A 22,192-nucleotide genomic window follows, 5' to 3' on the forward strand; every position below is an offset into this window, starting at 1 on the left:
TTATGCAACTGGAAAATTTTAATAGCTCATGCTTTATTAACCATCAAGTAAGGCATTATAAAAACCCTAGTATTGCATGGTTAAATTATAGGTGGCTTATTGAGGAAGGGGTTGATATAAAAAAACCAAGCGACATTGAGGTATTTGAGAAAAAAGTACTTAAGGAATATGCATTTGGAAAGCCTACCGATGCACAAAATGAAGCAGGCTTTCTCTCGTCGACAGAAACTGTAATTACTGATAGGTATGGCGCAACTGGGGGTAGTAATTTTGGTGGCAGTGGTCGATGTTCAATAAAAAATAAATATATAATTAAAGGAACCGGTAGAACGGCACTCACTTCAATCTATTCAGACTCTGATCACAGCAATGGTCTGATTGAATTGGGGGAAGCAGTTAGAGAAGTTATCTACTCAGAGCTTTTTTTTCATGAACTTCCCAACCAAAGCGTACCCATCTTAGCAATAATTGACACTGGTACTAAAGCTTACTTCGAAGAGGATAGAGCGCTGAAAAGAGTCGCTTTAGTTATACGTCCTTTTTTCATTCGTCCTGCTCATTTTGAAAGGAGTATTTTTTATGATCATAACCCTAATTTGAATCAAAGTTCGCAACCAATTGATGCTAAAAGAGTTCAATTTTATTCCAAATATTTTAACAGAATGAACCCTGGTTTTTTCGAACAAATGTGGAAGGGTATTATTAAACAAAAAGGAGCTGAGCGTGCTCTAAGGTTATGGTCTGGAAGGTTCCTAACCTCTAATATGGAATTTACAGGCAAGTCTGTTGACTTCGGAATCTCGACTTCATTACCAAGCTGGTTTAAATATTATCATCATTCTAAAGAGTGCTTTGGTGAAGACGCAGAAGCGCTTATTTATGGAATGCGCTCAACATTCGAACAAATAACAAAATATCAGTGTAAACCAGTGGATAGTATTGAGCACCATGGGCCAAATCACACTTTTAATGACAACTTAAAGAGGTCAAAAGATAAAATCGAAGGCGATCTGATGAAAGAGTTTCAGGGCTTTATTAAAGCAATGCTACCTAAAGAAATTTTCAGTAAAAATGAATCCATTAATGCGTTCTGTGACAATCTTACTAAAGAGTTTTTATTACAACAAAAAACTCCAGTACCATTTTTATCTAAAATGTGTGTAGGTTCTTTAGAAAATCCAAAAATTGATAATGAGGAAAAACTAGCAACTTTTGTTAAAAAATTATTTAAGCTAACAAAGCTCACTGAGTCTTCAGAATATACTGACAATGATAAAGTTAGTGAAAATTATCTCGGTTTCATTTTTTCAAATCGACCAGATACATACTACAGTATATTGAGGAAGGAGTGTTCAAAAGTTTGTGATTCACTTAGTGATTTCAGCGGGGCAAACAGAAAGTCAATTACAGCGTTTATTGAAGCTACCATCTCAAGTAGCCGAAGATACTGGCCACTCTTGAACGCTTGTATTGTGCCTTACAAAGTACAGTGCGATTCTATATCATCTGTCGTTTGGGGCACAAAGAGCTCTAGAAAGGACCCTATCGCTTATGTTGAGGTGAATTATGTGGGTGACTCAGTCCACATCCTTGGTAAAGAAATTCAATTTGATGCCATCAAAAAGTATTGCATAAATTCCAATCAACAAAAATGGGCAGGTTTGTTCCCAAGCAAAGAGCTAGAAAGTTTGCTTGATGATTACCCCTAGATTAAAACAACAAATTCAACAACTTAGAATAAAACCTGATACAAGGTATTTTAGTTGGTGCCACTGTCGATTTTGACCAACCTGACTTTTATCCTACAGCTGGGGCATACATACCATTTATTGCTTTATTATTTGCCTCATTCCTAACGTCTAGATACATAGCAACATTACAAAAGCATAGTTCAAATCAAACACTTAAACCAATGTCCACTGAGCTGGCCAATTCAGGCCAGCTAGTCCCGAAAATTATAATACCAACTTAAGAGTGCGACTCGTTCGCTGTACTTGCGTAATCTGTACCTTTTACAATTACTCGAAGCTCAGTTCTTTCCTTCATGATTGTATAAGCCTCACTTTGAAGCCATTCAACCGTTTGGGTAAAGGTCATCATCTCGCCTGTATCAGGGTGTTTCCATTTGCGGGTTTCTCTCATCATTATCAGCAGACAACCGACATAACACCTCTCATGATTAAGGTATTGCCCTATAAGTTGATCAATTAAAGCTTTTCTCAGAGCTGAGCCAGACCATTACATATCATCAATTTTTAATTCAATGGAAGCGTAACTGTTAAAGCTGGTGGCTTGCAGCCTAATATCTGTAATGGTCAACAAATTCTGTAGAGATTCTAAGCGGCATTTTTTAATTCATTATATTTCTGATGTGGCGTCATATAATTAAGCGTAGAATGCCTACGTTTGTAATTGTAAAACTGAATATAATTGTCCACCTCACTTATAACTGAATGATGATTTATAAATGACAGGCGATTCAGTCGCTCTGTTTTTAAACTTCTAAAAAATCGCTCCATTACTGCATTATCCCAACAATTACCTCGACGACTCATACTTTGCGTTATAGTTAGTTGTGATAACCGAGCTCTAAACGAGGCCGCAGAATACTGACACCCTTGATCGGAATGAAACATCAGTTAATTAAGAACCGGCTGTTGACGCTTAATAGCATTATTCAATGCTGCTATAGCCAATTCAGCATTTGGGCTTGTTGATAAGGCATACCCTACAACTTCCCTCGTTGATAAATCTAACACACAGGCCAAGTAACTCCACCCTTGGTGATTCCTAATATAGGTAATATCACCGACCCAATGCGTGTTATGTGAATCAGGGTTAAACTCTCGTTTTAAGAGGTTCTGTGCGTACTTATGTTCATCACCTGAATTAGGGTAGTAATGTTTTTTCTTCGGCCTGATGGCTTTTATATTCAACTTTTTCATCAGTGCCGCTGTTTTATATATTCCAATCGTATGATTTAACGCATTCAATTCAACGTGCACTCTACGCCTACCATACGTATAACCGGAATCGTCAGCGATAGATTCAATTAACGCCAGCAGTGCCTGCTCTGACTTATTTGGCGTGACTGGCGCATAGTAATAACTACTTGTACTGACTTCTAAAGCACGACACAACTCAGATACCGTATAGCTTGGGGTTGCTTTCTTCAACGCTTTAATTACTTTAAATTTTGATTGTCGCGAATGAAGAAAGCGGTGGCTTTTTTTAATATATCATTATCCCTTAAAGCGCGCTGTAGCTGCTTCTCTAGCAATTGAATACGTTGCTGCTCAGGTGTTAGTGCTTGTACATTTCCCGGGCTCTTACCATCTAGCTCAGATAGATATTGTTGCTTCCAACGTGATACTGCTGACTTTCCTGCGCCAGACATCTCTTCAATTTGCTTATTGGTATAACCTTCTTCTACCATTAATTTGGCATATTCAAGTTTTTGTTGTGCACTGAGTGTTACTTTTGATTTTCTGGTCATAGTGATACCTTTTTGGTTTAGCTCATTTTACGCTATAAACCTCTCCAGTTTCATTAGACCATTACAGTTATTTAACACGTAACTATAGCGGTTATGACTTTGCGTTAAATTAGGGAACTGGACAAAGGGATCCGCTTGTAAAAAACGACCTATATTGGCATCATAAATACGGCCATTCATATGGATGACTTCCAGCTTATCCATTTGTTCGTGGCCGGTGAAGCTGCGCATTTGCGACAATAACATCGCATTGCTGGTGAGCGCTTGGCTTGTATAAACTTGTTGCTGCTTGCCCCACGGATCATAAATGTATTGGCCAATGCCTTTACCTTGTTGATCTGTAATAAGCACCGTAGAGCCAAGCATATCTGTATGGGCTACTTGTACTTTTTGTACTTGTCCTTCAATTTGGCTTAGTTCAGAAGAAAAGGGACAGCCATATATTTTTGATTTCCCATAATAGCTATCTGTCGTTAAAGTTACACTCCCACCCGATTAAGCTACTCACTTAACCAAACCATCCAGCTTGTCTCAAATTATCATTTAAAGCGTTATTATAAACCGAGCTAAATAATATAATTAACATTTTAAATTAATATGAAAATCTAATTTCCCCCACTCCAATTCTTAACTAACTTCTCAAACGGAATATCTACCGAAAGCACGCACACTTCTCCATTACCACTTTCATTTGAGCGATATTCAAAATTAGCTATTAATTCAGAATATAAATTAGAATCAAACCAAATTGCAGAGACAACGAATTTATTATTTTCTTTATACTCTTCAATTTTAGAGTATAAAGATAATCGACTATCTTTTTTATTAAGTAAAAACATTACACTTTCAATCTTCAAGCCTGAAAATTCTTTAGGATAAAAAACATACAGCTGCGTTGCATCGTTGAAAATAGTTTCTGACTTATAAACATGTTCAATCAAATTTTCTTTTTTTGGACAACCATTCAGCGCTTTATTAATAAAGACTTCATTTGAGGTAATTGCTGCCATCATTACAAAAATTACATTAATCATTTTTTACACTCGACCTATACTCTTTGAAATTACAGATTCAGGTTTATTGCTTCATAACACTACTTATATGCCAGCATCGAAAAACCGTCACTGAGGAATTATGACAAGCTATTATGAAGCAAGTGAGCTGAACCCTATTTGTTCGTGGTTTTTGTGCAGTCAATTTCTTCTTCGTAAAGTTTGTCGCTGTAATACGTGGTGTCATTGGCGTTCACTTACATAAAACGCTGATGTTGCGGGCCACAAGTAAAGTTGAGGGTTTGCACATCTTTTAATATTTACGTGGGTTTACCCATAGCGTTATAGCTCGCGCTGGTGAAGCCGTCACCTCACGTCATGTTTCCACGGAAGTTTTAGCTAAAGGTGCGCCAACTACCGCTACGTACAGGTATTTACTCTAATTCAAGTTCAAATAAGTTGACAGGCAAAAAGAAAGACCTGACACGATTTATTTTTCTTCTAATCAACAATTTCTAAAAAATTAAAATTCTAAATGCAATTGCAAATACTAAAAGTGATAAACCTAAATAAAAAGCAATTCTAAGTGGCAAAAATACGTCATCTTCATACTTACGTTTTCTATAAAAAATAAAAAAAGTGTATTTATAATGAAAAGTAGAAGATAAATATAAAAATGACTCTTTAGCGTCATCAATAAAACCACTAATTGGATTATAAGAAAAAACCACGTTAAAGCTATTATAATCATCCCCCTTAATTTTTTATTCACGATAAAGCAGGTTTATTTATTAGTTTATTCGAATTGGTTTAAATCCACTGAAGTAATTGATGTTGCTAAGATGAACTGGTTCCTTAAAATAGCATCAAGCAAGTACTCAATTTGAACACTAAATCTCATTGTAAATTTAAGTCCCCCCCAATTCAATTTATGCAACTCAACTGTAAGCTGTCTTACTTGTTGTCCATAGCCCCTACTCCCACCACATGTTAGCTCAGTTTTTAATCACATTCTTATATGATTAACCGACTGATTAATAAAATATTTAAAGTTATATATAGATCCAGATTATGAAAAATTAATAACTAAAGCCATAACAAAAGTAATAGCAATAAAGTTATCTATGATTAACTTTCTACTATATTATTTTCGTACACTGGCATACAACTCCTGCATTACAAGCTGTAAACCTTGCTGCATGTTCTCACTCGATTGTCCTGCAAAACCAAGCCGAGCATAGCTATAGTTTATGGGTTTTAAGCTACGTACTGAGTTGGTAAAGTAAAACTCGGCTTGGGTTTGTAAATATATACCTTGCTTTGCTAACTGCGCTTTTAAGTGCTGAGTGTCTTTATTAAAGTTGACCCACATCGCCATGCCGCCGTCGGGCTTTTTATATTCTATAGGATGCCCAAGTGCTTGTAGCTCTATTAAATAGGCATCCATCGCTTCATAGCGCTGTTTATACAGTTTGGTCATACGCTTTAAATGGCGTTCAAAGCCACCTTCTTTCATCCAGTGCGCCACAGCTAATTGCATGATCACATCGTTCTTATGGTTCATCAGCTGCTTCCACGCAGTTAATTGCGCTAATACTTCAGGCGCTGCGCAGATATAACCGATACGTGCAGCTGAAAACATAATCTTTGAAAACGTCGATAGGTAAATAACGATGCCCGCGGGGTCATCGGCGGCCATGGGTTGTAATGGCTGACAGCGATAATGAAATTCATGGTCGTAGTCATCTTCGATGATCATAACGTTATGGGCATAACACAGTTGATAAATTTGCAAGCGCCGCGTTGGCGATAAGGTCACGGTAGTTGGATATTGGTGCAGCGGCGTTAAGTACAGCATTTTAATTGGATAACATTCCAGCTGGGCTTTTAAATCATCAACACATAAGCCTTCATCGTCTTGTTTTATATCAACCAATTGCGCGCCACAAGCTGCAAATGCTTGCCTTGCTGGCGGATAACCTAACGTTTCTACTGCGACAAAATCATCTTTTTTTATAAACGCTTTTGCGATTAAAAACAGTGCTTCTTGCGAGCCATTGCAGATCAATACATCGCTTACGTTTAAATTACGCGCTTTGTATAAGTAATCACAAATATGAGCTTTTAATTGCTCGTTACCACTGACCTGCCCATAATGCAGTTGATTGATATCTAAGTGATTACACACATGGCTGACGGAGCGTTTAAATTCTTTTTGTGGGAAACTGGCAAGATCAGGCAAGCCACCAGCAAAGTTATATCTATACGCAGTTAAATCCATTCCAGCAGCAGGCACAGCCAATGTTTTAGCAAATTGATAAGGTTTTGCTTTCAGTATTGGAGTACTTGAGGTACTAACACTACTTTGAATGGGCAATGAGTTGGTGATCCGATAACCTGAGCGCTGCTGAGATTCAAGCCAGCCTTCCGCTACTAATAATTGCAATGCATTCATCACTGTATGGCGATTGAGCTGATAAGTGTTTGCCATGACACGCGCCGAGCTGAGTTTTACCCCTGGCGCAAGCTTGCCTTGCATTATGGCACTGCGTATCGCGCTGGCCAGTTGCAAATATTTGGCAGGCTCGGACTCATCAAATTCAATAACTAACGGCTGCATTACGACTCCAAAAACACTCTAAACTGGTCTAGTTAAAAAGCTAAAACTGGTTGTTTATTACTGACCAAAGTAGCGTACCTTTGTTATTCATAAATAGCAAAATATGGGGCTTATCATGTTTACAAAACACATTCATCAAACCAGTAAGCTGGCTTTAGAGCCACTGACACAAAACCACCTCGAGGGGCTATATCAAGCAGGCCAAGATCCACAAATATGGCGTTGGGTTTTAATAAATTACACCCAAACCCGTGCAATTCTCGATGATTGGTTTATCAATACAGCGCAGTTTAATGCCGAACAACAAATAGTCTACGCCATAGTTGATAAAGTAAGTAAGCAGGTGCTTGGTACTACACGTTTATTTAGGTTAGATAAACAAAATTACAGCGCCGAGATTGGCCACACATTTATTGCTAAAAAGTGGCAACGTAGTTTTGTAAATACCCACGCTAAATACTTGCTACTGCAATATGCGTTCGAAGAATTAGGCCTAGTGCGTATTATTTTTAATACCCATGAACAAAACCAAAAATCGCGTAATGCTATAACACGCCTTGGCGCCCGCTTTGAAGGCATTAGTTATAAAGACAGGTTACTTGCCGATGGCTCATACCGAAACACCGCTCAGTTCAGTATTATAGACGAGCAATGGCCGACAATAAAATCTCAGTTAGAAGGAAAACTATAATGTACCCAGCGGCCCATTTTCAACAACATGATAGTAAGCAATTACAACAGTTAGTAAATAACTATCCACTGGCGACCATTTTAATGCCTAATACACAAAACCAACTCAATGATATATGCCGCGTGCCATTATTATATGACCCAGCTCGCGAAGTTTTTATCGGCCATGTGGCCAAATATAACCCCCTGTCATCATTTGATGGTCAATCAGTGAAGCTATTATTTAGTGGCGATGATTGCTATTTATCGCCCGCTTACGCACACAATAAAACCCTACCTAGTTGGCTTTATTCGAGTGTTTATGTGACAGCTAAAGTGCGTATTGTTAAAGACCAACAGCACAAAGAACAGATCATGCAACGACTAACCGATCACTTTGAGCAACACTTTACTGAGCATGCTACAGATAAATGGCAAATTAATGAGGTACCCGTACAGCAGCGCAAGGCAATGTATCAACAATTAAGTTTTATTGAATTTATTACCATTCATTGGCAGGGCAATTTTAAACTTAGTCAAAACAAGCCAGCTGAAATACGTGCAGCCATAAAGCAAAGTTTAATGTTAGCGGGGAAACTCAGTATTGCTGAGTTAATCAATTAGCGGTGCTATAAAAATGAAAAAAGGCTCCTCGGAGATCTTAGAGCCTTTGGTTAACTTTGAAATAAACTCGGTTTAGTAATTAGTTAAAAGCAAACAGATGCGGGGCAATATTTTGGTAATCAACTGCCATGGCGATACTCAGTGCAGTGATATTCACAATTGAAAACGCAAATACTTGGCGTGCCCAACCACTAATATCAATATTACGACGATAACCTCGCAGCGCCATTAATAACCACCAAAAACTAGTAGTGCAAGCAACAGCTAAAAAAGCCATACCGGTATAACCGCCAATGGTTAATAACATCACCACTAACGCATATACCGCGATATACAACACAATATGATGTTTAGCTTTATCAATACCTTGCGCTACCGGTAATACCGGAATACGCGCAGCTTGATAGTCTTTATAACGAAAAATAGCAATCGCATAAGAGTGCGGCATTTGCCACAAACTAAACATTACTAATAAGATCAACGCGCCAACATCAAACTGTGCTGAAACAGCGCAGTACCCTACCACTGGTGGTACTGCTCCTGATAAACTACCGATAAACGTGCCATACACTGAGCGACGCTTCATATATAAGCTGTAAACACCCACGTATATGACATAACCAAACACAGCAAAAAATACCGCAATCCAGTTAGTAAAAACCATTAGTAAAGCAAAGCCTAGTAAGCCAAGTACTGTGCCATGCAGCAAAGCCGTGGTTGCAGACATTTCACCGGTAACGGTTACCCGTGTTCGCGTGCGCGCCATGCGAATATCAATATCACGGTCGATCACATTATTGATCACGCAACCTGAGGCTACCACCAGCGATAAGCCAACTAATGTAGCAAGCATTAGCCAGCCATCAATATCACCACGCGAGGCGAGTAAAAACCCACCCGCAACCGAGATCAAATTACCCATGATAATACCGGGCTTAGTGACCTTTAAATAACGACGAAACATCTGCAGTTCCCCTATTCTTTGCTTTACGAAAACGTACTAGCTGGGGCTAGTACATCATCATGGCGTTCGATTCGTAGATGATCCATACAGACAGGCCAACCACCATGACGATGATCAGCGCACTGAAGATGAACGATAACGAACTGGCTTTACCGTCTTCGGTGGTAAAGTTCAGGTGCAAGAAGTATTTTAAATGCACCCAAATTTGCACAATGGCCATTACGACAACACAGGCAAATGTGGTTGGTTTTGACAATGTACCGCTCATCACCGCCCAAAATGGAATGGCCGTTAGAATGATTGATAAAACAAAACCTATTAAATAGTCTTTAACACTGCCATGTGAAGCATCACTATGGCTTTGTGTATGTAGCTCATTAAATACATGTGATTCACTGTGGCTCATTACATCACTCCCATTAAGTAAACAACGGTAAATACGCAGATCCATACCACATCTAAAAAGTGCCAAAACAAACTTAAGCAACTTAAACGTGTAACGGTTGCTGGGTTTAAACCACGACGTGATACTTCGATCATCATCGTCGCCATCCAAATTAGACCAGCGGTTACGTGCATACCGTGTAAGCCTACTAAAGAGAAGAACGAGGTTAAAAATGCGCTGCGCTGCGGGCCATTACCATGGGCAATTAAATGATGAAATTCATAAATTTCCATACCAATAAACACAGCACCAAAAGCAAAAGTAATTGCCAGCCACGTTAATGTAGCGGCCTTCTTTTGCGCATGAGCTGAGATCATCGCAAAACCAAAAGTGATACTACTTAGTAGCAATGCAGCAGTTTCAACCGCTACAAAGTCCAGTTCAAAAATATCTTTGCCAGATACGCCACCCGCTGTATTCATATAAAGCACAGCGTAGGTGGCAAAAAATGAGGCAAACAATAAGCAGTCGGTCATTAAGTAAAGCCAAAAACCAAATACCGTATCGCCACCAGTATCATGATGCTCGTGAGCATGGGCATCATGATTGATGATATTTATATCTGCAGAGGTAGCACTCATGCGCTGAACTCCTTACCTTGGTTAAATGTTGTTGCACTTTTATTATGTGCACTTTCAATTTCAAGAATTTCTTCTGGTTGCACGTAGTAATCAACATCACTGGTGTAACAGCGCTTAAAGAATACCGTGATGCCAGCAATAACACCGACAATTGCCAACCACCAAATATGCCAAATCATGGCAAAACAGAATGTGGTAAAACACGCACTCATCATCACCCCTGCCGAAGTATTTTTTGGCATATGAATAGGCGCATAGCTTGCTTGTTGTTGATACGCTTGGCCTTTTTCTTTCATATCAGTCCAAGTATCGATATCGTGTACATGCGGTATAGTAGCGAAGTTATAGTATTGTGGTGGTGACGATGTTGACCACTCAAGTGTGTGTCCATTCCACGGATCGCCGGTTGTATCTTTTAATGCTTCGCGATTTTTAAAGCTCACAATAAGCTGTACAACTTGGAACAAAATACCAAACATAATGATCACCGCACCGACAAAGGCAATGTACAACCAGATATTCCAATCTGGGTTATTGGTGTGGTTTAAGCGACGTGTCATACCTAAGAAACCAAGAACGTATAGCGGCATAAATGCAACAAAGAAACCAATTAACCAACACCAGAAAGACGCCTTACCCCAACCTTCATGAAGTTTAAAGCCCATTGCTTTAGGGAACCAAAATGCAAAACCAGCCAAGTATCCAAATACCGCACCACCGATGATGGTGTTATGAAAATGTGCAATCAGGAAGAGGCTATTGTGTAATACATAATCAGCACCTGGGATTGCTAGTAGTACCCCTGTCATCCCGCCGATGGTAAAGGTCACCATAAAGCCAAGTGTCCAAAGTACAGGAACTGTGATGCGTAAACGACCACGATAAATAGTAAATAACCAGTTAAACAGTTTCACTCCGGTGGGCACCGCAATGACCATGGTCATTACGCCAAAGAAGGCATTAACATTAGCACTGGACCCCATAGTGAAGAAATGGTGTAACCAAACAATAAAACCTAAGATAGAAATTGCACCGCTGGCATAAACCATAGATTTATAACCAAATAAACGTTTACCGGTAAAGGTCGAGATAACTTCAGAGAAAATACCAAACGCAGGTAAAATCAAGATATACACTTCAGGATGACCCCAAGCCCAGAACAGGTTGATGTACATCATGGCGTTACCGCCAGCTTCATTAGTAAAGAAGTGGAAATCTAAATAACGGTCTAGCGTTAACATAGTCAACACCGCAGTTAAGATTGGGAATGACGCAGCAATTAAGATATTTGCCCATGTACATGTCCAGGTAAAAATTGGCATTTGCATTAAACGCATACCAGGGGCACGCATTTTAAACACTGTTACTAAAAAGTTTACTGCCGTTAATAGTGTACCAATACCTGATATTTGCAGTGCCCAAATATAATAATCGACCCCGACTCCAGGGCTAAAAGACATCTCCGATAGCGGCGGATAAGCGACCCAACCGGTTTTTGCAAATTCACCACAGAACAATGAAATATTAATTAATATTGCACCACCGGCAGTAAGCCAAAAACTTAGATTATTTAAAAACGGAAATGCTACATCGCGCGCACCAATTTGCAGTGGCAATACAATGTTCATTAGACCAATCATAAATGGCATCGCCATAAAGATGATCATGATCACCCCATGCGCGGTGAAGATTTGGTCATAATGCTCTGGCGGCAAATAACCCGTTGCGCCTCCTGTAGCAAGCGCCAATTGTGCCCGCATCATAATGGCATCTGAGAAACCACGAAACAGCATGATCAAGGCAAGGATAATGTACATCACACCTAAGCGTTTATGATCGATTGAGGTGATCCAGTCGTGCCATAGCACACCCCATTTTTTATATTTTGTGACTAAAGCTGCAATCAATGCCCCTGCAATCACTACTACCGCCATTGTCACCATCAAAATAGGTTCATGAAACGGAATGGCATCTAACGATAATTTTCCAAATAACGACATAATTATTCCTCGCCCTCGCTGTGCATTGTGTGATTTTCATGACCGCTGTGCTCAGGCATTGCACTGTGCATTTTGTTCATATCACCATGTGCTTGCATATATTTCATAATGATGGTGTGGAACAAGCCATCATCAACATCAGCAAAATAAGTCACCGGGTTGTTTTCACTCGGTAATGCCAGTGCATCATAATTCGCTTTAGTGAGCGTATTAGCTTGGCTTTTCACCTTGTTTACCCACGTATCAAAGTCAGCTTGCGTTGGCGTAGCTATGGCATTAAATTTCATACCAGTAAAACCTGCGCCGCTGTAGTTAGCAGAAAAGCCTTTAAACGTACCCGGTTCATTAGCAATCAAATGCAACTTAGTTTCCATGCCCGCCATCGAGTAGATTTGGCTACCTAGTTGTGGGATGAAAAATGAGTTCATGGTACTTTCTGAGGTGATTTTATATTCCACCGGTACATTGGCTGGAAATACCAATTCATTAACCGTAGCAATACCTTGCTCAGGATAAATAAACAGCCATTTCCAATTCAGTGATACCACTTCAACTGTTAAGTGTTTGCCTTTACCTTCAAGCGGTTTATAAGGGTCAAGCTGTTGCGTTGATTGCCAAGTAATGACACCCAGTACAATCACTATCACAATAGGAATGGCCCAGACTGCGGCTTCAATTTTTCCTGAGTGTGCCCATTTTGGCGCATAAATTTGCTGCTCTTGGCCATCACGATATTTCCACGCAAAGTACAAGGTCATCACAATCACAGGAATAACCACAATTAACATCAGCACAGTGGCAATGATGATCAGATTTTTTTCATCTATCCCAACTTGCCCTTTTGGATCAAGCACCCCGCCTTTACAGCCAGTCAGTGCGAGCACAGTTGTGCCCAGAGCAATATTACAGAGGTTTCGAATTAACAAAGGACTATCCTACAACCTAAAATTTGATATGTGCTGCCCCTACAACTCTAAATAAAAGCGTAAAAACAACGGTTTGAATATTCCTCAGGTAACTTTTTAGCGCCATAAAAAATACTAAGCATCAAAAAAGCAATAAAGGAATTTGAGGGTGTTGGTTGAATCGCAGGTACACTGCGGCTAAGCGTTATTACAGCGGACAGAATCAGCAGATTAGTTAAAAAGCCAAACTATCTATAACGAGTAGCGTTCAACCATTAACAAGAGGTGGAGCACGACAACCATGAGCGCTGTGTACTACTAAAGATGTTTTTGTTTGACGAAAAGCAAAGGCTGCTTTGCGTAAAATAACCCCAGCACGACGCGCTGGGAAAAAGTGAAAAATCAACCAACATAAACCAATGAGTAACTGGCACGACACAACTGGATATGCCAAAAAGCCCAATACATTAATTAAAGATGACTCATATACAGCCCCTTCAGTTAATAAGCTTTTTAGCTCTGTCGCATCTTCAATACTACCATTTACCAGCATGGCTGAATTAATTAATAAAATAACTAATACAGAAAATAGCTCTCGTCCGGCAAAAAGTGCACGCGCACGCAACTGCCATCTACTAAGCGTAGAGTGCGTTTTTGTTGGCGGACAATTTTGCGAATTCAAACGTATATGGCCTTATTGGTTATATATTACGAAGTAAAGAGACTGGCTTTACGCTATTTTCCACTTCGTTGTTATGATCTTCATCAATAAAGTTTCAGTAATTACTGAAATTTCGGGAGGATTATAACAAAGTCAACACAAGCTACAAGTATAAAACAACATAGCGGGCTAACTTTTTATTAATATGTTGAATTACAGCTATAAAAAAAGCGCCATACTGGCGCTTTAAAAATAACTTAAATGATAATTGGCGGCTTTTAGAAAATAAAAAGCAACTCAAGCCAAGTTATCCCCTAACTTGAGTCGTCTTTTTGACAACATCTTCACACACAATTATAAAGATTCGTTTAATAGCGTATTCGCTATTGAATTTGGTATTGGCTGCTTCGCCATCTAACTGCGTATCGGTTAAAATAAAAAGCAACTCAAGCCAAGTTATCCCCTAACTTGAGTCGTCTTTTTGACAACATCTTCACACACAATTATAAAGATTCGTTTAATAGCGTATTCGCTATTGAATTTAGTATTGGCTGCTTCGCCATCTAACTGCATGTCGGTTAAAATAAAAAGCAACTCAAGCCAAGTTATCCCCTAACTTGAGTCGTCTTTTTGACAACATCTTCACACACAATTATAAAGATTCGGTTATAATATTTTTCAATACGTATTGTAGATTCACTGATGAACAATAAGTTCATTTAATCGCGTGGCAGTAAATAAAAGCAGTTCAAGCTCAGGTTAACTAAACTTGAACTGTCTTTTTGACAACATCTTCACACACAATTATAAAGATTCAGTTTTAGCGTTGTTCAATAAACACTGTAATTTAGTGACAAACTTTCAGTTCGTCTAATCATGTGGCAGTAAAATAAAAACAGTCCAAGCCCAGTTTGTACTAAACTTGAACCGCCTTTGACAACATCTTCACACACAATTATAAAGATTCTTTGTAAGCGGCTTGTTCATTTCGCTTCCTTGAAACTAAATTTAGTGTAATAGCTCAAAGCTTACAACTGATAAAAATAAATCTGATAGATGAAAAAAATTAACCCATAGACTTTAGTCTAAATTTTAGCCCTAAAATCAACTTAAATGTTCACAAAAAACTTTATCAAAAGATATTATTTTATAATAAACAATCAATTGAAAATAAAGCCCGCAAAGCATCACAGTTATGAGAAATGATTTCACTTAAAGTGAAGATAATTTTGGACCGATCCAGTTTAATATTATATTCTTAAAAATTTGCAAAGCAAGAATAGCAGGGTATTATTATGATTCGCAAAACCATACTAGTTGGCTTACTTAGTTGCTCATTTAGCTTAACTGCCGCACCAATCGCAATGCACCAAATTAAAGGATTAAACAAAGCAGCGATTACACACGCTGATCTTGCTCCTTTACTAGATACGTTAGCTGCTCACCCCAGCATAGAGCGAAAAAATTTAGGTCAATCATTCTTAGGTAAATCAATTGATGCATTTTATATTGGCTCGGGGCCAATCAAAGTTATGATGTGGAGCCAAATGCATGGTGATGAAAATACGGCAAGTGCCGCATTAATGGATTTTTTAAGCTATGCAATCGAAAAAAAAATAATGCATGGCGAGAAAATTGGCAAAACAAACTATCACTGATGATCATTCCTATGGTCAATCCCGATGGGGCACAGCTGCAAACCCGTTTTAATGCGCAAGGAATAGATTTAAACCGCGATGCTAAAGCGTGGAGCTAAAGCACACTTTTTACTACGCAACGATAAACACATCGAATACGCCGTGTTAGGTAGTCAACTTATAAAACTTTAAATTTAAGTACGTTAGCCCTGTTCTCAGGGCTTGTTATTTTTTGCGATCTTTTTTGGCTGTATTTTTACGTAGATAATAACGATACCAACCTAGCCAAGCCAACCCTAAACTTGCCAACGAGGCGATGATCCATAGCACTTTAAGGCTTAGCCCACCTACACTGCCATTATGCAGTGGATGTAGCCAGTTTTTGATTTGGTTACTTGTTCCTTGCTGCCTAAGATCGAAGACCTTCACTACCTCACCTGAGCGCGGATTAATATCAATATAACTGTTTGGAAAACGTGTCGATTTATCATCACTTACCTGCATGCGCAGTCGATAATAGCCTTGGTTTACGCTGGGAGTTTCTATCCATGCAAGTCGCGCTTTAGGCAGTTGTGTTTGTGCTATTTTTACAGCCTGAGTAACACTAATTTGCGGGTTTGAAAAAGTTAACTGTGGTGCTGGTCTTGCAGCACTTTCGACTTCATCCAGTGCCCAGCCAAGCAAGCCATTGGTCTCTTTGGGCAAGGCTAGCATCGCACCGGTACTAGTAAGAATAAACAAGGGTAACAACATCACTAAACCGATTGTTTTATGCCAATCGTACATGCGTCCTAATAAAGCAGCGCGGCGCTTAAAACGCAATTGCCTCAACCAAAAACCTGACTTAGGCCACCACGCAACTAAACCTGTGAGTAATAAGAGCGCGCTGCCAATTCCAAGGTAACCGACAATAATTGTCCCTGTACTGCCAAGTAGTAAAGTAAAGTGCAAGTTATACAGCCAAGTTACTAGTACTCGTTCACAGAAGTTCTGATCAGTTGCCTTACTTAAATTCAGGCAACTGATTTATTCCTATCAATAGCTTTATCGTTCGGCTTTTTCCAGCAGTTGAAGTGATGAACCCTTTCTTTTTAAGCGTTAAAATCATTGCATGAACACTTGATGATGCAGTTCCAAAATAACGCTCAAAATCATTTTCAGCAGGTGCAACACCATTCACTTTTGTGTAGTAATAAATAAATGCCAAATACTGCCCTTGTTTCACAGTGAACGACGGCAACTCTTCTTTATTCATAATGAACTTTTATCCTAATTGACGATCCTTTAACTCATATTTACTCATTTAATATTGTTATGAACCGAAAGTATATTGTTGAATTATCAGCAGAAGAAAAATGCGAATTAGTTAACTACTGCAAAAAAGGCATGGTCAATGTTCGAAAGTACAAACGAGCCGCCATTTTATTAAAAGCGGACCGTTGTCGATATACAACAGATCAAATATGTGAAGCGGTTCAAGTGAGCTCTTCAACTGTATTTCGAGTCAAACGTCAGTTTGTCGAAGACGGTTTAGAAGCCGCTTTAAATGAAGGTGCACGAAGTGGTGCTATGAGAAAAACCTCCGCGAAAGATGAAGTAACTTTAATAGCCACAGCCTGTTCTGAGCCGCCAACAGGACACTGCCGATGGACATTAGCGTTACTTGGCGAGCGATTAATAACATTAACGGATTTAGACAGTATTTCATATGAAACGGTTCGTAGACGCCTTAAAGAAAATGCGTTAAAGCCATGGCAAAAAAAGATGTGGTGTGTGGCAACAATGGACGCTGAGTATATTGCAAGAATGGAGCATGTACTTGAATTATATGCTGAGCCAGCGGATGAGCTCAATCCCATTATTAATTTTGATGAGGCGATGAAGCAACTTGTTGATGATACACGGCCAGTACAACCGATGAAAAAGGGACAGGTAAAACGCCTAGATTATGAATATAAACGGGTTGGCGTGGCTAACTTATTTGTATTCTTTGACCGTCATCGGGGTTGGCGACACGTTAAAGCAACACAGAGGAAAACGAAAGTTGATTTTGCACACTGTATGAAGGACTTAGTCGATGAACACTACCCACATGCGAATAAAATTCGTGTCGTGCTAGATAACTTATCGACTCATACGGAAGGTGCGTTATATAAAGCATTTTCACCGCAAGAAGCACGACGTATTTTAAATAAAATAGAGTTCCATTACACACCTAAACATGCGAGTTGGTTGAATATGGTCGAGATAGAAATTGGCAATATGAATAAGCAATGCTTAGATCGGCGCATAGCAAGTATGGAAGAGTTAAAGACAGAGCTCACGGCGTGGGAATGGCGCCGAAATAAAGAAGGCGCCAGTATAAATTGGATGTTTAATGTTGATTCAGCACGTGAAAAACTAGAGAGAGCTTACGGTGCTCTCAACTAGTCAAAATTTGTGTGACGAAGTACTAGGTAATCGCCCCAAAATGACTGTCTGAGCAAGGTGCTGCCATCAGCTGACAACCACACCATCATAGGTGCAAAATCCTGCCCTTGAGTCTCTTGAGGGTTATAATAGCGCGCCGGAATGAATTGTTGTTCAGGGGTCACTTCAAACCGCCACGGTCCCAGCTTATCTGGATACTGCATGCGTAATGTTTTTAATGCAGTGTTGTAATCACACGGTTGCTGCGCTGCATTTGCTAACTCCGGATGCAACCAGGTATCTATTTGCGGATAATAAACAAGTGCAGCTCCTGACAAGCAAAGGATCACAAAAAACATGCCAAGGCTTAACCCCAACCATAGATGGAGTCGCCTTGCCAACTTGCGCCACGCGAGTAACTGCTTACTCATTAATACTTAAACTTAATTGCAACAGATATAGCACGACCTTGTGCTGGGCTATGCAGAGTTTACGAGTCATCCCACTATACATATTCATAATACTCATCAGTTAAATTATCAACTTGCGTGCTTAACATCAGTGCCGAATTAACGTCATAACTTGCTTTAAGCCTAAGTTGTGTAAAGTCACCATATCGTCCTTGGCTATTACTTAGTGCTAATTCGTAATCAGAAAGCGCACGCAGTTTCGCAGCCAAGTTTAATTGCGTTGTTAATTAAGTTGTTAATTGATAATCAATGCCTGCAGTGAATAAACGATTAGGAATACATCATATTATACAGTCCATACGAGCTTCACTGGGTGTGACATATTGTCGCAGTGGTCGATTACTTGACACATTTTAGCCGTAAGTGGGCATTAAAAAAGCGCCTGTTATTAAAGAGGCGCTTTTTAATGTATATTTGATAGCTATCAAGAGCTTATAATATTTGGTTTTCTTTCCAAACTTGCTCTTTTGCCATACGCTTTTTGCGTTTGTCGCATGGGTCATCACAATCACAGGCTTTATCAATGCCTACAGAGCCTAAACCACCACAGCTGCTGGCCATAGATTTCTTTTGCACTATCATGCCCACAGCCATCGCTGCGACAATTAAAAGCAGTAAACCAAACGTAAGAAGAAAAAGTGACATTGCTTAGCCCCTATTGATCAGCAATAAAATAATGCTTGATGATAATCACCAAGCTGTTGCTATTATAAACTGATTTAAACCGCGCTACAAATAGGGTTTAAATGCAGGGCTCGAATAAGTCACTAAGCCATCTTTTGATTTGCCGATCAGATAAACCGGTAAATCATTTTTTTCAGCATAGGCTTTGGCTTTATCCATCCCCATCACAGTCAGTGCTGTTGCAAGGCCGTCAGCTGTCATCGCTGATGGATGCAATACAGTAACCGATACTAGATCATGGCGACTTGGCATACCTGTTGCCGGATCAATTAAATGGCTATAGGTAATACCATCCATCTCATAGTAAATGCGATAATCACCCGATGTCGCAATGCCGTTATTACCCGGCGCTAATACACGGTGCACTTTACGCACACCAGGCTCAGCATCCGGTTGCTCAATAGCGATACGCCAATCTTGATCATTCGGTTTTTTACCTGATACACGTAACTCACCACCAATTTCAACCATATAATCAGTTAAGTCATGGCTTTCTAATAATTCAGCTACTTTATCTATCCCATAACCCTTTGCAGTAGAAGAAAATGATAGTTCTAAACCCGCGACTGTTTTCGCTAGGCCTTGCTCAGTCAGTATTAGTTTATCAACCCCAATTTGTGCAACCATGGCTGCGAGTTCTTCATCTGTTGGACGTTTTGTTGGTTTTTTATCAGGACCAAAACCCCATAAATCAATCAGTGGTCCCATGGTCACATCAAGAGTCTGAGTAGACTCACCTAAGCGGATGGACTCGCTTACAACTGCTCTAAAATCACGGCTAATAGGCATAACTTGACCTGCGGGAAGACGATTAAAAGTGTTGATTTCAGAATCATCAATATAAGTCGACATTGATTGATTTATATCTTTGAGCAACAGAGTTACTTCTGGTAATAAATTTAATGAATCCAGCTTTTGTTGCTTGGCGAAGACCTTAATATGGTAAGTAGTACCCATAGTTTTACCTTCAAGGTATAACTCTTGGGGCTCATCATTTTGGCCACAGCCACTAATGAGTAAAGTGAGGGTAAGAAAAAAGATGGCAATCATGCCTTGTCGGTGAAAAACTCTATTCATAGCAGCCTACTTAAGTAATGGAAATAAAAAAGCCCCGTAACATATATTGCTACGAGGCTGATATTCTAACCAAAACTAAACTGTTTTGATACGGGTGTTAGCCACCGAAATCATCTAGTAAGATATTTTCGTCTTCAACACCTAAGTCTTTCAACATAGTGATAACAGCAGCGTTCATCATTGGAGGACCACACATGTAGAACTCACAATCTTCTGGCGCTTCGTGATCTTTAAGATAGTTCTCAAATAACACGTTATGGATAAAGCCAGTATAGCCTTCCCAGTTATCTTCTGGTTGTGGATCTGAAAGCGCGGTATGCCATACGAAGTTATCATTTTCAGCCGCTAGGCCGTCAAAATCTTCAACATAGAACATTTCACGCTTAGAACGTGCACCATACCAGAAACTCATCTTACGCTTAGAGTTCAAACGCTTAAGTTGGTCAAAGATGTGTGAACGCATAGGTGCCATACCAGCACCACCACCTACAAATACCATTTCAGCATCAGTATCTTTTGCAAAGAACTCACCAAATGGACCAGAGATAGTTACTTTATCACCTTCTTTAAGTGACCAAATGTACGATGACATTTTACCACACGGTAAGCTTAAATCTCTTGGCGGCGGCGCAGCGATACGCACGTTAAGCATGATGATGCCTTCTTCTTCTGGGTAGTTAGCCATTGAGTAAGCACGAATTGTTTCTTCGTCTACTTTTGACTCCAGCTTGAAGAAACCAAAATGGTTCCAATCGCCACGATACTCTTCTGGTACATCGAAATCAGCATATTTAACGTGATGCGCAGGTGCTTCAATCTGAATATAACCACCGGCACGAAACGGTACTGACTCGCCATCAGGGATCTGTAGTTTAAGTTCTTTAATGAAGGTTGCTTTGTTATCGTTAGAGATAACTTCACAATCCCATTTTTTAACACCGAAAATTGACTCTTCAAGTTCAATTTCCATGTCATTTTTAACATTTACCTGACACGCTAAACGACAGCCTTCACGGGCTTCACCTTTAGAGATGTGATCAAGTTCAGTTGGTAAGATATCGCCGCCACCAGAATGAATGTGTACACGACACTGACCACAAGAGCCACCGCCACCACATGCAGATGATACGAAAATACCTGACTCAGATAACGCGCCTAAAAGCTTGGTACCTGCAGATGTTGTTATGGCTTTGTCTGGATCGCCATTTACGCCAATGATGATGTCACCGCTTGCAACTAACTGAGATTTAGCACCAATGATGACTAAAACTAGCAGTACAACGATAGCGATGAAAACACCAACGCCTAAGAAAATCTCATAACTCATGATTTATCCTCGCTACCTATTAAAGTGAAATGCCAGAGAATGACATAAAGCCAAGACCCATCAAGCCAACAGTGATAAAGGTAATACCTAAACCACGTAAGCCGTCTGGCACGTCTGAATATTTCATTTTCTCACGGATACCAGCAAGCAAAGTAATTGCTAGCGCCCAACCCACACCAGAACCGATACCATAAACCACTGATTCAGTGAAGTTATAGTTACGTTCAACCATGAAAGATACCGCACCAAAGATTGCACAGTTAACTGTGATCAATGGTAGGAAGATACCTAACGCGTTATAAAGTGCTGGGAAGAACTTATCTAATGCCATTTCAAGAATTTGTACAAGTGCTGCAATAACACCGATAAACGTCAAGAAACGTAAAAAGCTAAGATCCGCGTCAGGATAACCAAGCCACTCAAGTGCACCAGGTGCAAGAACCGCATGATAAACCAAGTTGTTAACTGGTACTGAGATACCCAATACCACGATAACTGCCACACCTAGACCGATAGACGTTGTAACTTTCTTTGATACTGCAAGGAAAGTACACATACCTAGGAAGAAGGCCAAAGCTAAGTTTTCAATGAAAACTGCTTTTACGAATAAACTAATATAATGTTCCACAGT

The 22,192-nt window shown here is 39.6% G+C and carries 23 protein-coding genes and 1 pseudogene; 6 read left to right on the forward strand and 18 right to left on the reverse strand.

Going from position 1 to position 22,192, the window contains the following annotated elements:
* Positions 1–2: 2 nt before the first annotated feature.
* The gene (locus tag PVK79_RS19250; RefSeq protein ID WP_257324029.1) at positions 3–1,709 is read left to right on the forward strand and encodes a protein adenylyltransferase SelO family protein; all 1,707 of its coding nucleotides are present in this window, start codon (positions 3–5) and stop codon (positions 1,707–1,709) included.
* Between the two features lie 627 nt (positions 1,710–2,336).
* Here PVK79_RS19250 and PVK79_RS19255 read toward each other — a convergent pair.
* From PVK79_RS19255 to pdxR, 4 genes and pseudogenes are all read right to left on the reverse strand, one after another.
* Positions 2,337–3,496: pseudogene (locus PVK79_RS19255) on the reverse strand (IS3 family transposase).
* Positions 3,497–3,523: 27 nt separating this feature from the next.
* Entirely contained in the window at positions 3,524–3,862 is a 339-nt protein-coding gene (locus tag PVK79_RS19260; RefSeq protein WP_257324030.1) for an RHS repeat domain-containing protein, read from the reverse strand.
* Between the two features lie 239 nt (positions 3,863–4,101).
* Positions 4,102–4,530, reverse strand: coding sequence for a hypothetical protein (locus tag PVK79_RS19265; RefSeq protein WP_182731478.1), 429 nt, complete (start codon positions 4,528–4,530; stop codon positions 4,102–4,104).
* Between the two features lie 1,102 nt (positions 4,531–5,632).
* On the reverse strand, positions 5,633–7,108 hold the full coding sequence (pdxR, locus tag PVK79_RS19270) for a MocR-like pyridoxine biosynthesis transcription factor PdxR (protein WP_182759566.1): 1,476 nt from the start codon (positions 7,106–7,108) through the stop codon (positions 5,633–5,635).
* 115 nt (positions 7,109–7,223) lie between these two features.
* Here pdxR and PVK79_RS19275 point away from each other — a divergent pair, with 115 nt between their 5' ends.
* Both PVK79_RS19275 and PVK79_RS19280 read left to right on the forward strand, forming a co-directional pair.
* Positions 7,224–7,799 (forward strand): GNAT family N-acetyltransferase, encoded by a 576-nt coding sequence (locus PVK79_RS19275; RefSeq protein WP_257324031.1) that lies wholly within the window; start codon positions 7,224–7,226, stop codon positions 7,797–7,799.
* Positions 7,799–8,401 carry an FMN-binding negative transcriptional regulator gene (locus PVK79_RS19280; RefSeq protein WP_182719155.1) on the forward strand — a complete coding sequence of 201 codons (603 nt, stop codon included), beginning with the start codon at positions 7,799–7,801 and terminating at the stop codon, positions 8,399–8,401. The genes PVK79_RS19275 and PVK79_RS19280 overlap by 1 nt, the downstream gene beginning before the upstream one ends.
* A 79-nt stretch (positions 8,402–8,480) precedes the next feature.
* Here PVK79_RS19280 and cyoE read toward each other — a convergent pair whose 3' ends face one another.
* The 6 genes from cyoE to PVK79_RS19310 form a co-directional block, all read right to left on the reverse strand.
* Positions 8,481–9,365 (reverse strand): heme o synthase, encoded by an 885-nt coding sequence (gene cyoE, locus PVK79_RS19285; protein ID WP_145241352.1) that lies wholly within the window; start codon positions 9,363–9,365, stop codon positions 8,481–8,483.
* A 46-nt stretch (positions 9,366–9,411) separates the two neighbouring features.
* On the reverse strand, positions 9,412–9,771 hold the full coding sequence (gene cyoD, locus PVK79_RS19290) for a cytochrome o ubiquinol oxidase subunit IV (RefSeq protein WP_145241350.1): 360 nt from the start codon (positions 9,769–9,771) through the stop codon (positions 9,412–9,414).
* Complete coding sequence (cyoC, locus tag PVK79_RS19295; protein ID WP_182731484.1) at positions 9,771–10,391, reverse strand: cytochrome o ubiquinol oxidase subunit III; 621 nt, start codon at positions 10,389–10,391, stop codon at positions 9,771–9,773. The genes cyoD and cyoC overlap by 1 nt, the downstream gene beginning before the upstream one ends.
* Positions 10,388–12,391: a cytochrome o ubiquinol oxidase subunit I gene (gene cyoB, locus PVK79_RS19300; RefSeq protein WP_145241346.1), complete on the reverse strand. Its 2,004-nt coding sequence runs from the start codon at positions 12,389–12,391 to the stop codon at positions 10,388–10,390. Before cyoB ends, cyoC begins: the two co-directional genes overlap by 4 nt.
* Before the next feature lie 2 nt (positions 12,392–12,393).
* Positions 12,394–13,317 (reverse strand): ubiquinol oxidase subunit II, encoded by a 924-nt coding sequence (cyoA, locus tag PVK79_RS19305; RefSeq protein ID WP_145241343.1) that lies wholly within the window; start codon positions 13,315–13,317, stop codon positions 12,394–12,396.
* 247 nt (positions 13,318–13,564) lie between these two features.
* Positions 13,565–13,978: a hypothetical protein gene (locus tag PVK79_RS19310; protein ID WP_182759569.1), complete on the reverse strand. Its 414-nt coding sequence runs from the start codon at positions 13,976–13,978 to the stop codon at positions 13,565–13,567.
* A 1,274-nt stretch (positions 13,979–15,252) separates the two neighbouring features.
* On the opposite strand from PVK79_RS19310, the gene PVK79_RS19315 reads away from it, so the two are divergent.
* A complete protein-coding gene (locus PVK79_RS19315) occupies positions 15,253–15,615 on the forward strand; it encodes a hypothetical protein (RefSeq protein ID WP_257324032.1) in 363 nt (120 codons plus the stop codon).
* Positions 15,612–15,713, forward strand: a complete 102-nt coding sequence (locus tag PVK79_RS19320; protein WP_259399789.1) for a hypothetical protein — start codon at positions 15,612–15,614, stop codon at positions 15,711–15,713. Before PVK79_RS19315 ends, PVK79_RS19320 begins: the two co-directional genes overlap by 4 nt.
* A 106-nt stretch (positions 15,714–15,819) precedes the next feature.
* Here the strand turns inward: PVK79_RS19320 and PVK79_RS19325 are convergent, their stop codons facing one another.
* Positions 15,820–16,545: a PepSY-associated TM helix domain-containing protein gene (locus PVK79_RS19325; protein WP_274803937.1), complete on the reverse strand. Its 726-nt coding sequence runs from the start codon at positions 16,543–16,545 to the stop codon at positions 15,820–15,822.
* A gap of 52 nt (positions 16,546–16,597) precedes the next feature.
* Complete coding sequence (locus PVK79_RS19330; protein ID WP_149983453.1) at positions 16,598–16,849, reverse strand: LexA family protein; 252 nt, start codon at positions 16,847–16,849, stop codon at positions 16,598–16,600.
* Between the two features lie 59 nt (positions 16,850–16,908).
* On the opposite strand from PVK79_RS19330, the gene PVK79_RS19335 reads away from it, so the two are divergent.
* Entirely contained in the window at positions 16,909–18,024 is a 1,116-nt protein-coding gene (locus PVK79_RS19335) for an IS630 family transposase (protein ID WP_257324033.1), read from the forward strand.
* Here PVK79_RS19335 and PVK79_RS19340 read toward each other — a convergent pair.
* The 6 genes from PVK79_RS19340 to nqrE form a co-directional block, all read right to left on the reverse strand.
* Positions 18,021–18,434, reverse strand: coding sequence for a PepSY domain-containing protein (locus PVK79_RS19340; protein ID WP_257324034.1), 414 nt, complete (start codon positions 18,432–18,434; stop codon positions 18,021–18,023). The two genes, PVK79_RS19335 and PVK79_RS19340, sit on opposite strands and share 4 nt — an antisense overlap.
* A gap of 74 nt (positions 18,435–18,508) precedes the next feature.
* Complete coding sequence (locus PVK79_RS19345) at positions 18,509–18,682, reverse strand: TonB-dependent receptor (RefSeq protein ID WP_257324035.1); 174 nt, start codon at positions 18,680–18,682, stop codon at positions 18,509–18,511.
* A gap of 223 nt (positions 18,683–18,905) precedes the next feature.
* Positions 18,906–19,118: a (Na+)-NQR maturation NqrM gene (gene nqrM, locus PVK79_RS19350; RefSeq protein ID WP_149982042.1), complete on the reverse strand. Its 213-nt coding sequence runs from the start codon at positions 19,116–19,118 to the stop codon at positions 18,906–18,908.
* Between the two features lie 84 nt (positions 19,119–19,202).
* Positions 19,203–20,234, reverse strand: coding sequence for an FAD:protein FMN transferase (locus PVK79_RS19355; RefSeq protein ID WP_145241331.1), 1,032 nt, complete (start codon positions 20,232–20,234; stop codon positions 19,203–19,205).
* 97 nt (positions 20,235–20,331) lie between these two features.
* Positions 20,332–21,561 (reverse strand): NADH:ubiquinone reductase (Na(+)-transporting) subunit F, encoded by a 1,230-nt coding sequence (gene nqrF / locus PVK79_RS19360; RefSeq protein ID WP_145241329.1) that lies wholly within the window; start codon positions 21,559–21,561, stop codon positions 20,332–20,334.
* 19 nt (positions 21,562–21,580) lie between these two features.
* On the reverse strand, positions 21,581–22,189 hold the full coding sequence (nqrE, locus tag PVK79_RS19365; protein WP_145241327.1) for an NADH:ubiquinone reductase (Na(+)-transporting) subunit E: 609 nt from the start codon (positions 22,187–22,189) through the stop codon (positions 21,581–21,583).
* Between the last annotated feature and the right edge of the window lie 3 nt (positions 22,190–22,192).

This window comes from Pseudoalteromonas rhizosphaerae, assembly GCF_028885455.1.
GTDB lineage: Bacteria > Pseudomonadota > Gammaproteobacteria > Enterobacterales > Alteromonadaceae > Pseudoalteromonas > Pseudoalteromonas rhizosphaerae.